This window comes from Natronococcus sp. A-GB1, assembly GCF_029688845.1.
GTDB lineage: Archaea > Halobacteriota > Halobacteria > Halobacteriales > Natrialbaceae > Natronococcus.
Window position 1 is genome coordinate 1 of sequence record NZ_JARUKW010000022.1, and the last position, 14,187, is coordinate 14,187.

Below are 14,187 nucleotides of genomic sequence, written 5' to 3' on the forward strand. Positions count from 1 at the left end.
TTTAGGGTCGCCGCCATCAGTCGTCACCTCGCTGTCGCTCGGCGGTCGCCTGCTCGTCCTCGGATTCGAGGACCTCGCGGGCGTCCTCGCCGGTGGTGTTGTAGGCGGTCGCCCAGCGGTAGGCCTTGTCGGTCGTCCCCCCGAAGGCGACGTCCTCGCTGTCGATCTCGCCGACCTCGTCCTTAGGGACGACCCAGAGGCTGTTGGTCGGCTTGCGTCGGCCGTGCTGGATGGCGGCGAACTGCTTTGCCATCTCGCGGTCGGGTGCGTGGACGTTCCCACAGTGGGTGTGGTACCCACCGGTTTTCTCCTGTCGGAACACTTCCCAGATCATGGTCAGTCGGCCGCCTGCGGCGCGTGGCCGCCGGCGGCTGTGGCGTCGTCCTCGATCGTGTCGCGAACCCACTGGACGGCCTCCTGGGCCTGCTTCCGGCCGTTGATCTGGCCGAGGCCGGGTTCGTAGTCGTTTTTCGCGATCGTGAAGAACTCCTCCCAGTCGAGGTCGCCCTCCTCGACCGCGTAGGTGCCGTCGTCGCGCTCGCGAATGCGGGGTTCGTCGGGGATCTCGAGGCCGTATCTCCGGGCCTTCGGAATATACTGGTCGAGGAAGGCGTCCCGAAGTTCGTCGTTGGACTTCTGTTTGAGCCCTACCGAGGCGGCGAAGTCGTGGTGGGTGCTCTTGTCGTCGGTCGGCCCGAAGAACTGGATGATGCGGGGCCACCACTCCTCGAAGGCCTCCTGGGTCCGTTGCTGTTCGGCGCGCGAGCCGCTCATGAGTTCGCGAAGGATGTCCTCGCCGTGTTTGACGTGAAAGCCCTCCTCGAAGCAAACCTTGTCCATCGCGTGGGCGTAGGGCTCCCAGCTGGTTCGGCGCAGCGTCGCCTGTCGGCGCATCGCCGCCCCGTCGACGAAGAAGGCGATCATCGGCGTCTCGACCCAGTCGTCCATCTCGTAGTGGAAGCAGTTGAGGAACTTGCCGTCCCCGTTCGCGAGGTCGTCTAGCATCTCCTCGCGGGTCTTGATCCCGAGCGACTCGGCAGCGCGGTACAGCAACTGGCCGTGGCCGATCTCGTCCTGGACCTTCGCCGAGAACGCCAGCTTCCGGTCGATACTGGGCGCCTGCCGGATGAACGGCCGCTCAAGGTAGGCGCCCATGATCTCGCTGTTGGCGTGGAACTCGATCATCCGCGTCGCGGCCTCCCGGTACTCCCGTGGCAGGTCGTCCGCGGAGCTGAACTCCCGGGGCCCCGCGCGTTGTTTGACTGTGTCCAGGTCCATGATTTCATTATAAACTACGACAGTTGCGTCCTTAGCAGTTGACCGCCACATAACGGGAGTTTAAATACTATCGCGTGCGAACTACGACTACACATCTCATGATCGACGAGTGTCTCGTCGTGGAGTTTACGGTCCGCAACGACGACTGCCCGCTCGCGGAAGCGACGCGAGACGTCGGGGTCGAAATCGACGCCCGACCGCCACAGCGACGCAGCGACGGGAACGACCTGCTGCAGTTCAGCGCGCCGACGAGTGACCGACTCACGCGGGTCCTCGAGGAGGACGACCGGATTTCCTATCTCCACGCCTCGCGAACCGACGGTCGCTCGCGGTACCGGTGTCTGTCGAAACACCCGTGTGTCGTCCACCGACTGATCGACAGCGGGCTCATCGTCGAGACGCTGCGGTACCGCGACGGCGCGGCCCGGATCGCCGGGGCGGTCGTGGGTCGCGACGTCCTCAAGGGCGTGATGGAGGCAGCCGGCGAGACCGTGGGCGTCAAACTCGAACGCGTCTATCCCCTCGAGTCGGAGGCCAGGGAATCTCCCAGCCGGCGCTGGAACCTCACGCCCGCCCAGGAGGAGTGTCTCCGGGCGGCCCTCGAGCTGGGGTACTTCGAGATCCCCCGCGGAGCCAGTTCCGAGGCGGTCGCCGACGAGCTCGGGATCAGCAAGTCGGCGTTTCTCGAGCGGCTCCGTCGCGCCGAGGCGGCGCTGTTCCAGCAGATGTTCCGCTAGATCCTTTTCGTTGCGAGTCGCTGTAGCACGATATGACGGAAGAGGTTCGACGACGCGTACTGTCAGGCGCTGGGTATCCGACTCCGCTCGCTGGAACCGGGGAACACACGAACAACCCTCGAGATCACCGAGGACCTCACGAACTTCCACGGGAGCCCCCACGGCGGAGCGATCTACTCTCTCGCCGACGCGGCCTTCGCCGCGGCGTACGAGGCCCTCGTCACCGACGGAGACGACGAGCGAGTCACGAGTTTTGCGGGCGCGTCTACGAGCGCTGACCCGAGCGAGCCCGGAACGGCCGCGATCAGGCCGTCACGCCCAGATACTTGTCGAGGATCTCCTCGTTGGCCTCGAGCTCCGCGGACGTCCCCTCGTAGACGATCTCCCCCTGGTCGATGAGGTAGTTTCGGTCGGCGAGTTCGAGACAGACGTGAACGTTCTGTTCGACCAGCAGGATCGTGATCCCCCGTTCGTTGAGCTCTTCGACGATATCCATCACGTCCTGGACGATGTAGGGTGCCAGTCCCTCTGTCGGCTCGTCGAGTAAGATGAGGTCAGCGCCGCCGACCAGCGCGCGCGCGATCGCGAGCATCTGCTGTTCGCCACCCGAGAGCGACGAACCGGGGTTCGACGCGCGCTCTTTCAGGTTCTCGAACATCTCGAGCACCTCGCCGATCGAAAACGAGTCGACGTCCGGCGCGCCACCGTAGTCGGCGAGCTCGAGGTTCTCCTTGACGGTGAGCTCCGGAAAGATCTGCCGTTCCTCCGGAACGAACGCCAGTCCCTGCTGGACCGTTTCCGTCGCGTCGAGGTCGGCGATATCGGTTCCGCGGTAGGTGATGGTTCCGCTCGTCGGGGAGATGATACCGACGATCGAGCGCAGGGTCGTTGTCTTGCCGGCGCCGTTGCGGCCGACCAGTGAGACGATCTCGCCTTCCTGGACCGACAGCGACAGCTCCCGAAGCACCTTCGTCTCCCCGTACCCCGCCTCGACGTTCTCGACGTCGAGTAATGGCTCGGCGCTCATTCTGTCATCCCTCCGAGGTAGGCGTCCTGTACGTCGCGGTTCTCGGCGATCTCCTCTGGTGTTCCTTCTGCGAGGATTTCGCCTCTGTTCAACACGGTGATGCGGTCTGAGAGTTCCATAACGAGTTCGATGTCGTGTTCGATCAGCAGCAGCGTCTGGTCGACCAGAACCTCCTCGATCAGGTCGATCGTCTCCCGGGTTTCCTCGACGCTCATCCCGGCTGTCGGCTCGTCGAACAGGACCAGGTCCGGATCCGTCGCGAGCACGACACCGATCTCGAGACGCCGTCGGTCGCCGTACGCGAGCGCGTCCGCCTCCTCCTCGGCGACGTGTGTGAGGTCGATGCGCTCGAGGATGCGCCCGGTCTCCGCGTTGATCTCCTCGTAGCGATTCGTCGGTTTGAAGAACGATTCGAGCAGGTTGTACTCGCTACGGCGGTCGGCCTGGGCCGCGAGTCTGATGTTCTCGCGGACGGAGAGTCCGCCGAAGACGTTGGAGATCTGGAACGACCGGCCGATCCCGCGGGCGACGCGCTCGGGTGGGGAACGGTCAGTAATCTCCTCGCCGTCGAAGTAAACGGTCCCTTCGGTAACGGACAACGCTCCGGAGATGAGGTTGAACAGCGTCGTTTTGCCGGCGCCGTTCGGCCCGATGACGCTGCGGAACTCGCCGCGTTCGACCGTCATCGAGACGTCGTCGATCGCCGCGAACGCACCGAACGTCTTGGTCAGCCCGTCGAGTTCCAGTATCGTTTCGCCGTCGGTCCGCCGATCGTGGGGTCGAGTTTCTGCGGCCATCAGTCATCACCCTCCGTGCCCGCGTCCTCGGGCAACTGTCCGGGATCCGCCGCAGGACCCGGCCCGCCGGGTAGGTACGGCGCGAGCAGCGTCGGCACCGAGACCAGCCCACGCGGGAGGAAGATCACGAACAGGACGAAGATCGTCCCCAGTACCAGCCGCCATCGACCAGTGTAGTGGGTTAACAATTGCTCCAGCCCGAAGAACGCGCCGGCACCGATAATCGGGCCGTAGAGCGTCCCCATCCCGCCGAGGATGACCATCACGATTACCTCCCCGGATTTCAGCCACTCCGCTGCCGAGGGAGAGACGAACGCGTTGTTGAGTGCGAAGAGTCCCCCCGCGAGGCCCGCGAACGCGCCGCTGACGACGAACGCGCGGCGCTTGTAGACGACCGTGTTGTAGCCGAGGAACGTCGCCCGTTCCTCGTTTTCCCGGATCGATTTCAGCACCGAGCCGAACGGCGACTGAAGCATCCGCCGGGTGACGAAGTACGAGGCGACGAGCGCGCCAAGCACGACGTAGTAGAACAGCGAGTGGCCGGTCAACACGACCGGACCGACGAAGAACGCGATGTCGTCGAGCGACGCGCCGAGCCCTGCGATGCCGTAGTAGTAGTCGTGGCCGATCAGCCCGATCCCCTCGGAGCCACCGGTGATCTCGAGGCGATAGAGCAAGTTGTAGTAGAGCTCGGCGAACGCCAGCGTGATCATCGCGAAGTAGACGCCGGCGACGCGGATCGAGAGGAAGCCGACGATCCACGCGATCGCCGCCGAGAGGGCGATCGCCATCGCGAGCGCGACGAACACGGAACTCGTCACGTGGATCAGCCCGAGCACGACCGCGTACGCGCCGAGGCCGAGGAACAGCGCGTGTCCGAGCGACACCAGCCCGGTGTAGCCCATTACGAAGTCAAGCGAGAGCGCGAACAGCGCCCACACGAGGACTCGGGAGCCGAACGTGACCCAGAACTGGTTGCCGAGCAACCCGGCGACGATCGGCACCAGCGCGAGGACGCCGACCATCACGAGCCCGAGTTTGAGCCGGGTGCCCCGCTCGAGCAGACCCCCGGCTCGACCGGCGAGCAGCCGTTCGCTGCCACCCTCTTCGGCGAGTTCGGTGCCGAACAGGCCGTGAGGTCGGATCAGGAGGATAGCGATCATCAGCACGAAGATCACCATCCCCTCGAGCCAGGGGACCCACGGCCGCAGGATCGACTCCTGGAGGATTCCCACGAGGAGCCCGCCGACGACCGCGCCCTTGAAGCTCCCGAGGCCGCCGAGGACAACGATGACGAACGCCGGGATGATGATCGACATCCCGAGTTCGGGGTTCGCCTGTCGGTTGCCGGCGAGGATGATTCCCGCGAACGCCGCGAGCCCGGCGCCGACACCGAAGACCAGCGAGTAGTAGCGATCGATCTCGATCCCGAGGTTCCGGACCATCTGGCGGTCCTGTGAGCCCGCCCGGATGATCAGCCCGTACTTGGTGTACTCGAGCAGCGCCCAGACGGCAAACGCCATCAGGGTGCCGCTGACGATCATGAAAACGTTGTAGGAACTGACGCCGAGCCCAAACGCACCGATCGTTCCGGTGAGAACCTCCGGTCGGGGAAGCCTGAACGATCCCGTCCCCCAGATGAGGTAGACGAGGTCGTTGATCACCAACACGAGACCGAACGTCAAGAGGATGTGATAGAGCGGGTTCCGACCGTACAGCGGCTGGACGGTGTAGCGCTCGAGCGCGACACCGATGATCCCGACCAGAAACGGCGCGATCACGAGCGCGGCGACGAACGCAGTGCTGCCGATACCGGTCTGAATGGTGATCGCGACCGCCAGGTACGCGCCCAGGACGGCCAGTTCGCCGTGGGCGAAGTTGATGACGTTCATCACGCCGAAGATGACCGACAGGCCGGCGGCAAGCAGCACGTACACGAGCCCGAGGGTGATCCCGTCTAACAGTTGTTGAATGGCTGTTCCTAGCATAACTTCGGTCGGCGAGTCGTTCCGTGCATTGTCGAAATACCTCTCCGCGATCCCTATCGTTCACAGCCGGTTTCTTCACAGGCCGGAATCGCCTCCTCACCGTCGATCTCCATCAGAATCTCGACGTCCGGCAGATCGTCACCCTCGACGAGTTCGCCCATCCAGACCGGGTTCACGGCCTGGCCGTCGCACTCGCGGAACTCGTTCGATCCGAAGATCGTCTCCTGTTCGAGCCCGCCGAGGGCGTCGGCGACCTCGGTCGGATCGTCCGATCCGGCTTCCTGGATTCCCCGTACCATCATCCGAATCGAGTCGTAGCCGACCCGCGAGAAGTTGTCCGGCAGTTCGTCGTACTCGGCCTCGTAGGCCTCGACGAACTCGTGGTTGTCTCCCATCTCGAGGTCGGGATAGTATCGCACGCCGCTGAACACGCCGGTCGCTGCGTCGCCCGCACCCGCTCGAACCGGAGTAAACGAAGCGGTGGTCGTGACGATGGGTATCTCGTCGGGGAGACCCCGGTCAGCGGCCTGCGAGAGGAAAGTCGTGAGATCCTCGCCGGTACTCCCGATGACGACCGCGTCGGCCTCGTCCGCCGCGCCCTCGATCTGGGTGATGTAGGCCTCGAAGTCGCCCGCACCGAATTCGGCTCGGGTTTCGCCGACCTCCTCGTAGTCGTCGCTCAACTCGGCCATTCGGCTCGAGAACTCCTCTTTGACGGACTCGCCGTAGGCGTAGTCCGCCAGGTGGTAGAAGATCTGGTCTCCCTGTTCCTCGTAGGTCCACTGGGCCATCGCCTCGGCGATCTGGGCGGTACTGGTCTCGAAGCGGAACACGTACTCGTTGCACCGTTCGCCCGTGATCGCGACGTCCGCCGCCCCCGGCGTGTACAGCACCTCGTTGTCGAGTGCGAAATCGTTCATCGATAGCGCCACGTCGCTCGAGATACAGCCGGTAAGGAACTGCGCCCCCTGTGACTGAACCGCCTCGCTGGCCTCCGAGAGCGCATCCTCGGGGTCGGACTGGGTGTCGTACGTCTCGTACTCGATCTCGAAATCGAACTCGTCACTCTCGTTTATCTCTTCGATCGCAAGCTCGGTCCCCTGCGTTCGTTCCTCTCCAAGATCCGCGAACGGACCGGTAAACGGTTCGAGTACGCCAAGTTCGATCGTGTCGAACTCTTCTTCACCGTTCGCTGCCTCTTCGGGATCCCCAACACAGCCCGCCAGACCGGTCACCCCAACGACGCTCCCCGCGGTGACGGCTCGGAGAACCTGCCGCCTACTCCCATGGTATCTGTCATCTCGACCCATACGATCAGTTGAATACAGTAGGTCATAAGTACCGACCACTATTTGTAGGGGTTTTATATTATAGATATCTCGGTCGGTGGGAGGGAAGGGACGAAATCGCCAGCTCTGAACGATATACCACTGTTTTATTGAAACAACTCTATTTGTTAAGAAACCAATCATCGCCGGGGAGGGGGAGACATTACCGATTAGGGGGTGCGTCGCGGCCCCTCGTCCGTGACCCGTAGAAATTATGATGATCGAATGCGATTCGTTCGAGTATGTATCGCGTACTGGTCGCGCTTGATACCGACGAGCACCGCGCACTCGCACAGGCATCTACGATCGAATCGCTCCCGGCAGCGACCGAGGAGGTGTCGGCAACCCTCGTTCACGTCTTTCAGGAGAACCCCGAGGGGGAATCGATTCCACAACTCAAGGGCGTTCGCAACGCTGCCGACACGTTCGACGAGAGTGGCGTCGACTACGAGTACTACGAGACGAGCGGCGACCCGGCGTCCGAGATTATCGCAGCTGCCGACGAACTGGACGTGGATCTGATCTGTCTGTCGGGCCGAAAACGAACGCCGACGGGGAAGGTCCTCTTCGGCAGTGTCACCCAGTCAGTCATCCTCGGTACCGACCGTCCGGTCGTCACCGTCAGCCCGGAGCAGTAACTACAGGCCAAAGCGGAATTTAAATGGTCCATATGTACGGGGGAGGAGTGAGGCGTCTGTGGCAACGGGTAACACATGAACGCCGATGACACCCGATACCTGCAGCGCGTGGGACCCCGGGAACTGCGAGGGAACCGCCGAGTGTCCGCCGCGGTGTCCGCGGTTCGTCGATAAGCGCGGAGAACCGGTTCTGGTCGAACCGTACACCCCGTCGCGCTTCGAGGACCTAGTGTCGATGTACGAGGGGTATCCCGACGCACATCGCTCGATGGGCCTGCCGCCGGTCGGCCGCGACCGGATCGAGGACTGGCTCGAGCGGCTGCTTGAGCGAGGATTCGCGATCGTCGCGGTCCACGACGGGAAGGTAGTCGGTCATGCGACCTACGCCCCACGCTCGAGCGTCGAGCCCCAGTTCATCGTCTTCGTCGATCCCGCCTACCACGACCGGGGGATCGGGAGCGAGTGTTGCCGACACGTGATCGCGTACGCCGCCGACGCCGGCCACGAGGCGCTCGTTTTGGATGTCGACGCGGAAAACGAGCGTGCGTGCCACGTCTACCGACGGATGGGGTTCGAGGCGGTTGCACAAGATGGGGGTGAGATCCGGATGCGCCTCCCGTTCGACGAACCGATCATCGAGACGGTTCGACTCCCGCCGGCGGAACGACCTGTGAGCGCGTAGTACTCGTCACCTGGTACCGAATCGGACTTGACGCTCATCCACGCTAGTAGGATTATTTCGATCAATGACACGCTCTCGCTCGAGATCGAGGTCACCGACGTCAAGGACGCCGGCAGCCGTGACGACGCCGGACTGGTCGCCCTCGACACCGAGACGACCAACCAGGAGGGTACCGTGGTCTTTCAGGGCGACATGAAGTTCCTCATCAAAACCAGGGGGTGAGGGCGGTCGACTCGGGCGGTCATCACGATGGAGTGACTGTCCTGGGGAACGTTTCCGACGATTCGTGAGTATAAAGTATGATAGTATACACCCATAGTGTGAGAAATCTTTTCCTTGGGTGCGGTAACCCGATTGACTCCGAACCGTTGCGCAGGTCGTCTCTACTGCCCGCTAGCTGTCTCAGCGACTATTCGTTCTAAGAACTCTGACCATGCCTCAGATGTGCTATAGAGCGTCGCCAGCCACTCAAACGCTAGGTCACCACTGAATCGATAATCTCTCCTTAAGTACTATATTTGATATAATTATAAATGTGATATTATGTGCGCTCATTCTCGAGTGTGTGTTCAATTCTGTATCGATTCGTTCCCGTGGACACCGGCCGCCGAACACCTTCGTTCGACATCGAGAGGACTGCTCGAGACCGAACATTTACCTCCACCGTCAGTGTGGGTAGGCGTAATGTCACTGCTCGTTCCGTTCGACGGTTCGGTGCTCGCGAGAAAGGCGCTCGAGCGCGCTTCGACGTTCGGAGACCTCCTCGAGGAAGACGTGGTCGCCCTGACGGTCGTTCCCGACGACGAGGAGTACGCCCGGGACCGGGGCTGGATCGGAGAGGGTGAGCCGTTCGATCCCGAGGCGATCGGTTCGGGAATGCAGCGACGCGTCGCGGACATCGCACCGGAGGCGACGTTCCGCGTCGAGCGCGTCAGCTCCGACGAACCGACCGCGACGGCGACGACGAACGTCGTCCGGGAGATCAAACGGATCGCCGCCGAAATCGGCGCCAGCGTCGTCTTCATCGGCTCGGAGAACGCAGGATCGGTGATCTCTCCGCAGTCGAGCGTCGGGAGTCCCGTCGCGAACGACCACCGGTACGACGTCTACGTCGTCCGCCACTCCGAGTCCGAGGTCGGCGACGTCGAGGACGTCGACTCCGTGCGGTCGTAGCGCTCGTGCCGACCGCCTCGAGCCGCGAGCGGGATCCGCTCGAGGACGCCGATCGGAGGAACGTTTATTCGACTGAGCGACCTCGGGTCAACTAAGACATGGTCGACCGTAACGGGTGGGACGCCGACGCGTCGGTGCCGGCGGGACCATCCCACGACCCGCCCGCGTCGTTCGTCGAGCAGGCGAACGTGACCGAGGAGGCCGTCTACGAGGCGTTCGAGACGGAGTGGCCCGACTGCTGGGAGCGAGCAGCCGATCTGCTCTCCTGGGAGCGGGAGTACGACACCGTCCTCGAGGCCGACGACGCCCCCTTCTACGAGTGGTTCTCGGGCGGGAAGCTCAACGCTTCCTACAACTGTCTGGATCGCCACCTCGAGGCCGGACGGAAGACCCACGCGGCGATCCGGTGGGAGGGAAAGCGCGGCGAGCGCGAGACCTACACTTACCAGGATCTGGCGACCGCGGTCAACGAGTTCGCAGCGGCGCTACTTGATCTCGGAGTCGAAGAGGACGACATCGTCACGCTGTACCTGCCGATGATCCCCGAGTTGCCGATCGCGATGCTTGCCTGCGCGCGGATCGGCGCACCCCACTCGGTGGTCTTTGCGGGATTGTCTGCCGACGCGCTCGCGACCCGGATGGACGCCGCCGACAGCGAGTTCCTGGTGACCTGTGACGGCTACTACCGCCGCGGGGACGCGTTCAATCAGAAGAGCAAGGCCGACAACGCCCTGATTACCCTCGAGCAAGACGTCGAGACCGTCGTCGTCGACCGCCTCGGTGACGACCTCCCCCACGTGCTCAGCGAGCGGGAGTACGACTACGAGGCGCTGGTCACCGACAACCGCGGCGAAACCGTCGAGCCGGTCAGGCGGGACGCCGAGGACATGCTGTTCCTGATGTACACCTCCGGCACGACGGGCGAACCCAAGGGCGTCGTCCACACGACGGGCGGCTACCTCGCCCACGTCGCCTGGACCTCGCGGGCGGTGCTCGACGTCAAACCCGAGGACACCTACTGGTGTGCGGCCGACATCGGCTGGATCACGGGCCACTCCTACATCGTCTACGGCCCCCTCGCGCTGGGAACGACGACGATCATGTACGAGGGCACCCCTGACTACCCCGACCGGGATCGCCTCTGGGAGATCGTCGATCGGAACGCGGTCGACATCTTCTACACCGCGCCGACCGCGATCCGGGCGTTCATGAAGTGGGGCGAGGAGTACCCTGCGAAACACGATCTGTCCTCGCTGCGCCTGCTGGGAACGGTCGGCGAGGCGATCAGCGCCCGTCCGTGGAACTGGTACCGGGACCACATCGGCGGCGGCGAGACGCCGATCGTCGACACCTGGTGGCAGACCGAGACCGGTGCGATCACCGTCTCGACGCTACCCGGCGTCGACGAGATGAAACCCGGCTCGGCCGGCCCCTCCCTACCGGGGATCGACGCGCGCGTCGTCGACGCCGAGGGCGACCGCGTCGATCCCGGCGAGACAGGCTACCTCATTATCGCCCGTCCGTGGCCCGGGATGGCCCGCACCCTGTACGACGGCGACGAGCGGTACCGCTCCGAGTACTGGAGCCAGTTCGCCGAGCCCGAGAACGATCGGTGGTGGTACTTCAGCGGCGACGCGGCAACGGTCGACGAGGACGGCTACATCACCGTCATGGGTCGAGTCGACGACGTCATCAACGTCGCCGGACGGCGGCTAAGCACGATGGAGATCGAGGGGGCGATCACCGGCGTCGACGGGGTCGTCGAGGCCGCGGTCGTCGGCCGCTCGAGCGAGGCCGACGGAACGGCGGTCTGTGCCTACGTCAGCACGGAGGCCGACTGCGATCCCGACGGCGACCTCCGCGGGCGGATCGTCGAGAGTATCGAGTCCTCGATCGGCCCGATCGCGAAACCCGAATCGGTCGTCTTCACGCCCGAACTCCCCAAGACCCGTTCGGGGAAGATTATGCGCCGCCTGCTCGAGGACGTCGCGAACGGCAACCAGCTGGGCGATACGAGCGCGCTCCGCAATCCCGAGATCGTCGGAGAGATCCAGACCGAGGTCCAGACCGAGTAGTGGGCTACGCGAACACAACGATTGCGAAACTGGTCTCATCTCCATCTACCTGCTATATCAGCGAGCAACCAGGTCTACTTGAACGATGCCGATACAGTTATTTTCGCGGAATCAAAATACCCGAAGCGTGAGTCTCGAGGAGCCCGGGCCCGCCGCCGTCTCTCGCGAGCAGTACGAGTCACTTCTCGCCGCCGCCGAGACCTACCGCGAGGCGTTGGTCGTCCGCTGTTGCGGGGAGGTGGGTCTCCGTCCGGCCGAACTGACGCGGGTGACGATCGACGCCATCGATCAGGTGCGGACCGATCCCCCCCGGTATCTGCTCCGCCTCCCCGAGTCACGAGTCGCATATCTGCCAACCGGGGTCGAGCGGGAGCTACGACGGTACGCGCGGAGCAACGGGCTTTCGAGCGACGACCCGGTGTTCTCGGTCTCGACGCGGCGGCTGCAGATGCTCGTAACCGAGGTCGCAGCGCGGGCGAGCGAGCGGTTCGACGAGTCTGCGCTCGAGGACGTTTCGACGGACGGTCTCCGGCGGTACTTCCTCGAGACCGCGCTGACCGACCACGGAATCAACCCGTTGGTGGTCAAACGGGTCGGTGGCTGGGGGAGCTTCGAGGCCCTCGAATCCTACCTGCCGAGCCCGACCGACGCGGAGATCGTCGACGAGTTCGCCGCGGTCGAAACGGGCTCGACCGACCGCACCGGGAACAGAGCTTCGGTAAGCGACGGCAGCGTCGTTCGATCGCTATTCGCGGCGAGCGAACGCTGCGCGCTGGTCCGCCTCGACGCCGACGGCTACGTCGATCGGTGGAACCGGAGCGCGGAGTCGGTCTTTGGCTACCGCGCGGGCGAGATCGTCGGCACCCACGTCTCGACGCTGTACGCCGAGGAGGCAGTCGAGCGGGGTCGGCCCGACCAGACGCTGACCCGGGCCCTCGAGGAGTCGGGCTACGAGGCCGAGGGCTGGCGCGTCCGCAGGGACGGAAGCCGGTTTCGTGCGACCGAGATCGTCACGCCGCTGCGCGACGATCGACACCGGCTTCAGGGGTTCGCGCTGCTGGTTTACGACGTCTCCGAGTACCACGACCGCCTCGAGGAGGTTCGCTCGGATCGCGAGACGCTCGAGCAGGTGTACGACGTCGCTACCCGCCACCGGGCGCTGACGGACGCGTTGCTCGAGGCGACGAGCCACGAGGCGGTCGAAACCGTCACCTGTCAGGCCCTTACCGAGGGACGCACCTACGACGTCGCCTGGATCGATCGGACGACCCACTCGGACCGCCACGGAAACTGGCGAACGGCCAGCGGTCTCGAGGCCGAGCGTGTCGATCGGCTCGTTCCCGAGGACTGGAGCGAGCCGCATCCCTCGGTCCCGGATCGAGAGCCCCGCCCCCGCGGTGACGGAGCGGATTCCGGAACCGGGCTCTCGGGGAGCGACGAGCCGGCCGTCGGCATCGCGGAGACGGCCGACGCGCGGTCGGTTTCGGTCGTGACGAACGTCGAGGCGACGCTCGGGGACGACGCCGGAGGCTTCGAGGGCCGCGTCGCGGCCGTTCCGCTGTGGTACGGTGACACGGTGTACGGACGACTATCGGTCGCGACCGAACGGCCGGAAGCGTTCGGCGAGGCCGAACGGGCGTGGCTCGAGACGATCGGCCGCCAGGTCGGGTACGCGATCGCCGCGATCCGCCGGCGAAACCTCCTGCTGTCGGATCGCGTAGTCGAACTCGAGTTCGTCTGCCGGGACGAGGGCTCGTTCTTCGTCGAGACGACGCGGCGGCTCGACTGTCGGTTCCAGCTGGACTCGCTGGTCCCGCTCTCGGACTCGACGCAGCTGTACTACGTCCGCCTCGAGGGCGCGTCGCCGACCGAGGTCTTCGAGCGCGCCGAGGCCGATCCGGGGATCAGCGACTGCCGACTTATCGAGACCTACGAGAATGCTTGCCGGCTCGAGTTCGTGGTCGAGGGCTCCTCGCCGACGCTGACGTTGACCGAGTACGGCGTCACCGTCTGTGAGGCGCGCTTCGAGGGGGGCGCCGCGACGATCACGGCCGAGTGTGCGGCCGACGCCGACATCCGGACGATCGTCGCCGGGCTGCGGTCTGCGTTTCCCGACTCCGAACTGGCCGGAAAACGCGAGACCGAACGGCCGGTTCAGACCGGCCGGGAGTTCCGGGAGGGGTTGGAGAAGCGACTCACCGACCGACAGGAGGCCGCGCTCCGGGCCGCCTACTCCGGGGGATACTACGACTGGCCCCGCGAGAGCACCGCCGAGGAGATCGCCGACGCGATGGGCGTCTCCTCGCCGACGCTGCACAGCCACCTCCGGAAGGGCCAACACGAACTGTTGCGGACGTTCTTCGACGACCCGTCGGGCGAGGAGTAGTCGGATCGACGAACGACGAACGGACTCACGGCATGAACCTAGGTCCTTAGCGTCGGCCGCCGTTCGTCGCCCACCCGT

Annotated in this window: 12 protein-coding genes and 2 pseudogenes; 8 read left to right on the top strand and 6 right to left on the bottom strand. The window is 64.5% G+C overall.

From position 1 onward, the window contains the following. Positions 1 to 16 precede the first annotated feature (16 nt). Positions 17 to 334 (bottom strand): 1,2-phenylacetyl-CoA epoxidase subunit PaaB, encoded by a 318-nt coding sequence (gene paaB / locus QA600_RS19815; protein WP_278293659.1) that lies wholly within the window; start codon positions 332 to 334, stop codon positions 17 to 19. Between the two features lie 2 nt (positions 335 to 336). Then, the gene (gene paaA, locus QA600_RS19820) at positions 337 to 1,278 is read right to left on the bottom strand and encodes a 1,2-phenylacetyl-CoA epoxidase subunit PaaA (protein WP_278293660.1); all 942 of its coding nucleotides are present in this window, start codon (positions 1,276 to 1,278) and stop codon (positions 337 to 339) included. A gap of 98 nt (positions 1,279 to 1,376) precedes the next feature. Between paaA and QA600_RS19825 the strand changes: the two genes are divergently transcribed. Beyond that, on the top strand, positions 1,377 to 2,015 hold the full coding sequence (locus tag QA600_RS19825; protein WP_278293661.1) for a helix-turn-helix domain-containing protein: 639 nt from the start codon (positions 1,377 to 1,379) through the stop codon (positions 2,013 to 2,015). A gap of 69 nt (positions 2,016 to 2,084) precedes the next feature. After that, a pseudogene (locus tag QA600_RS22840) lies at positions 2,085 to 2,276 on the top strand (DUF4442 domain-containing protein); the annotation flags it as partial. A gap of 43 nt (positions 2,277 to 2,319) precedes the next feature. Here QA600_RS22840 and QA600_RS19835 read toward each other — a convergent pair. Genes QA600_RS19835 through QA600_RS19850 form a run of 4 tightly spaced genes read right to left on the bottom strand, consistent with a single transcriptional unit; the run spans position 2,320 to position 7,137 of the window. Next, positions 2,320 to 3,042 (bottom strand): ABC transporter ATP-binding protein, encoded by a 723-nt coding sequence (locus tag QA600_RS19835; RefSeq protein WP_278293662.1) that lies wholly within the window; start codon positions 3,040 to 3,042, stop codon positions 2,320 to 2,322. After that, on the bottom strand, positions 3,039 to 3,839 hold the full coding sequence (locus tag QA600_RS19840) for an ABC transporter ATP-binding protein (RefSeq protein ID WP_278293663.1): 801 nt from the start codon (positions 3,837 to 3,839) through the stop codon (positions 3,039 to 3,041). Before QA600_RS19840 ends, QA600_RS19835 begins: the two co-directional genes overlap by 4 nt. Continuing rightward, positions 3,839 to 5,827: an ABC transporter permease gene (locus QA600_RS19845; RefSeq protein ID WP_278293664.1), complete on the bottom strand. Its 1,989-nt coding sequence runs from the start codon at positions 5,825 to 5,827 to the stop codon at positions 3,839 to 3,841. Before QA600_RS19845 ends, QA600_RS19840 begins: the two co-directional genes overlap by 1 nt. Positions 5,828 to 5,880: 53 nt before the next feature. Beyond that, positions 5,881 to 7,137, bottom strand: coding sequence for an ABC transporter substrate-binding protein (locus tag QA600_RS19850; RefSeq protein WP_278293665.1), 1,257 nt, complete (start codon positions 7,135 to 7,137; stop codon positions 5,881 to 5,883). 260 nt (positions 7,138 to 7,397) lie between these two features. Here QA600_RS19850 and QA600_RS19855 point away from each other — a divergent pair, with 260 nt between their 5' ends. The 6 genes and pseudogenes from QA600_RS19855 to QA600_RS19880 all read left to right on the top strand — a co-directional run bounded on the left by QA600_RS19855 (position 7,398) and on the right by QA600_RS19880 (position 14,109). Further along, positions 7,398 to 7,793 (top strand): universal stress protein, encoded by a 396-nt coding sequence (locus tag QA600_RS19855; RefSeq protein WP_278293666.1) that lies wholly within the window; start codon positions 7,398 to 7,400, stop codon positions 7,791 to 7,793. An 85-nt stretch (positions 7,794 to 7,878) separates the two neighbouring features. Continuing rightward, positions 7,879 to 8,475 carry a GNAT family N-acetyltransferase gene (locus tag QA600_RS19860; RefSeq protein WP_278293667.1) on the top strand — a complete coding sequence of 199 codons (597 nt, stop codon included), beginning with the start codon at positions 7,879 to 7,881 and terminating at the stop codon, positions 8,473 to 8,475. A gap of 54 nt (positions 8,476 to 8,529) precedes the next feature. Further along, positions 8,530 to 8,697, top strand: a pseudogene (locus tag QA600_RS19865) (monoamine oxidase); the annotation flags it as partial. Between the two features lie 462 nt (positions 8,698 to 9,159). Then, positions 9,160 to 9,648, top strand: coding sequence for a universal stress protein (locus tag QA600_RS19870; protein ID WP_278293668.1), 489 nt, complete (start codon positions 9,160 to 9,162; stop codon positions 9,646 to 9,648). 98 nt (positions 9,649 to 9,746) lie between these two features. Beyond that, positions 9,747 to 11,723: an acetate--CoA ligase gene (gene acs, locus QA600_RS19875; RefSeq protein ID WP_278293669.1), complete on the top strand. Its 1,977-nt coding sequence runs from the start codon at positions 9,747 to 9,749 to the stop codon at positions 11,721 to 11,723. Between the two features lie 127 nt (positions 11,724 to 11,850). Further along, complete coding sequence (locus QA600_RS19880; protein WP_278293670.1) at positions 11,851 to 14,109, top strand: bacterio-opsin activator domain-containing protein; 2,259 nt, start codon at positions 11,851 to 11,853, stop codon at positions 14,107 to 14,109. Positions 14,110 to 14,187 lie beyond the last annotated feature (78 nt).

Bases quoted from the DNA above. Each gene is read 5' to 3' on its own strand.
- QA600_RS19825 (WP_278293661.1), top strand. From the start codon at position 1,377: ATGATCGACGAGTGTCTCGTCGTGGAGTTTACGGTCCGCAACGACGAC.
- acs (WP_278293669.1), top strand. From the start codon at position 9,747: ATGGTCGACCGTAACGGGTGGGACGCCGACGCGTCGGTGCCGGCGGGA.
- QA600_RS19850 (WP_278293665.1), bottom strand. From the start codon at position 7,137: ATGGGTCGAGATGACAGATACCATGGGAGTAGGCGGCAGGTTCTCCGA.
- paaB (WP_278293659.1), bottom strand. From the start codon at position 334: ATGATCTGGGAAGTGTTCCGACAGGAGAAAACCGGTGGGTACCACACC.
- QA600_RS19840 (WP_278293663.1), bottom strand. From the start codon at position 3,839: ATGGCCGCAGAAACTCGACCCCACGATCGGCGGACCGACGGCGAAACG.
- QA600_RS19855 (WP_278293666.1), top strand. From the start codon at position 7,398: ATGTATCGCGTACTGGTCGCGCTTGATACCGACGAGCACCGCGCACTC.
- QA600_RS19835 (WP_278293662.1), bottom strand. From the start codon at position 3,042: ATGAGCGCCGAGCCATTACTCGACGTCGAGAACGTCGAGGCGGGGTAC.
- QA600_RS19860 (WP_278293667.1), top strand. From the start codon at position 7,879: ATGACACCCGATACCTGCAGCGCGTGGGACCCCGGGAACTGCGAGGGA.
- QA600_RS19870 (WP_278293668.1), top strand. From the start codon at position 9,160: ATGTCACTGCTCGTTCCGTTCGACGGTTCGGTGCTCGCGAGAAAGGCG.
- QA600_RS19845 (WP_278293664.1), bottom strand. From the start codon at position 5,827: ATGCTAGGAACAGCCATTCAACAACTGTTAGACGGGATCACCCTCGGG.
- paaA (WP_278293660.1), bottom strand. From the start codon at position 1,278: ATGGACCTGGACACAGTCAAACAACGCGCGGGGCCCCGGGAGTTCAGC.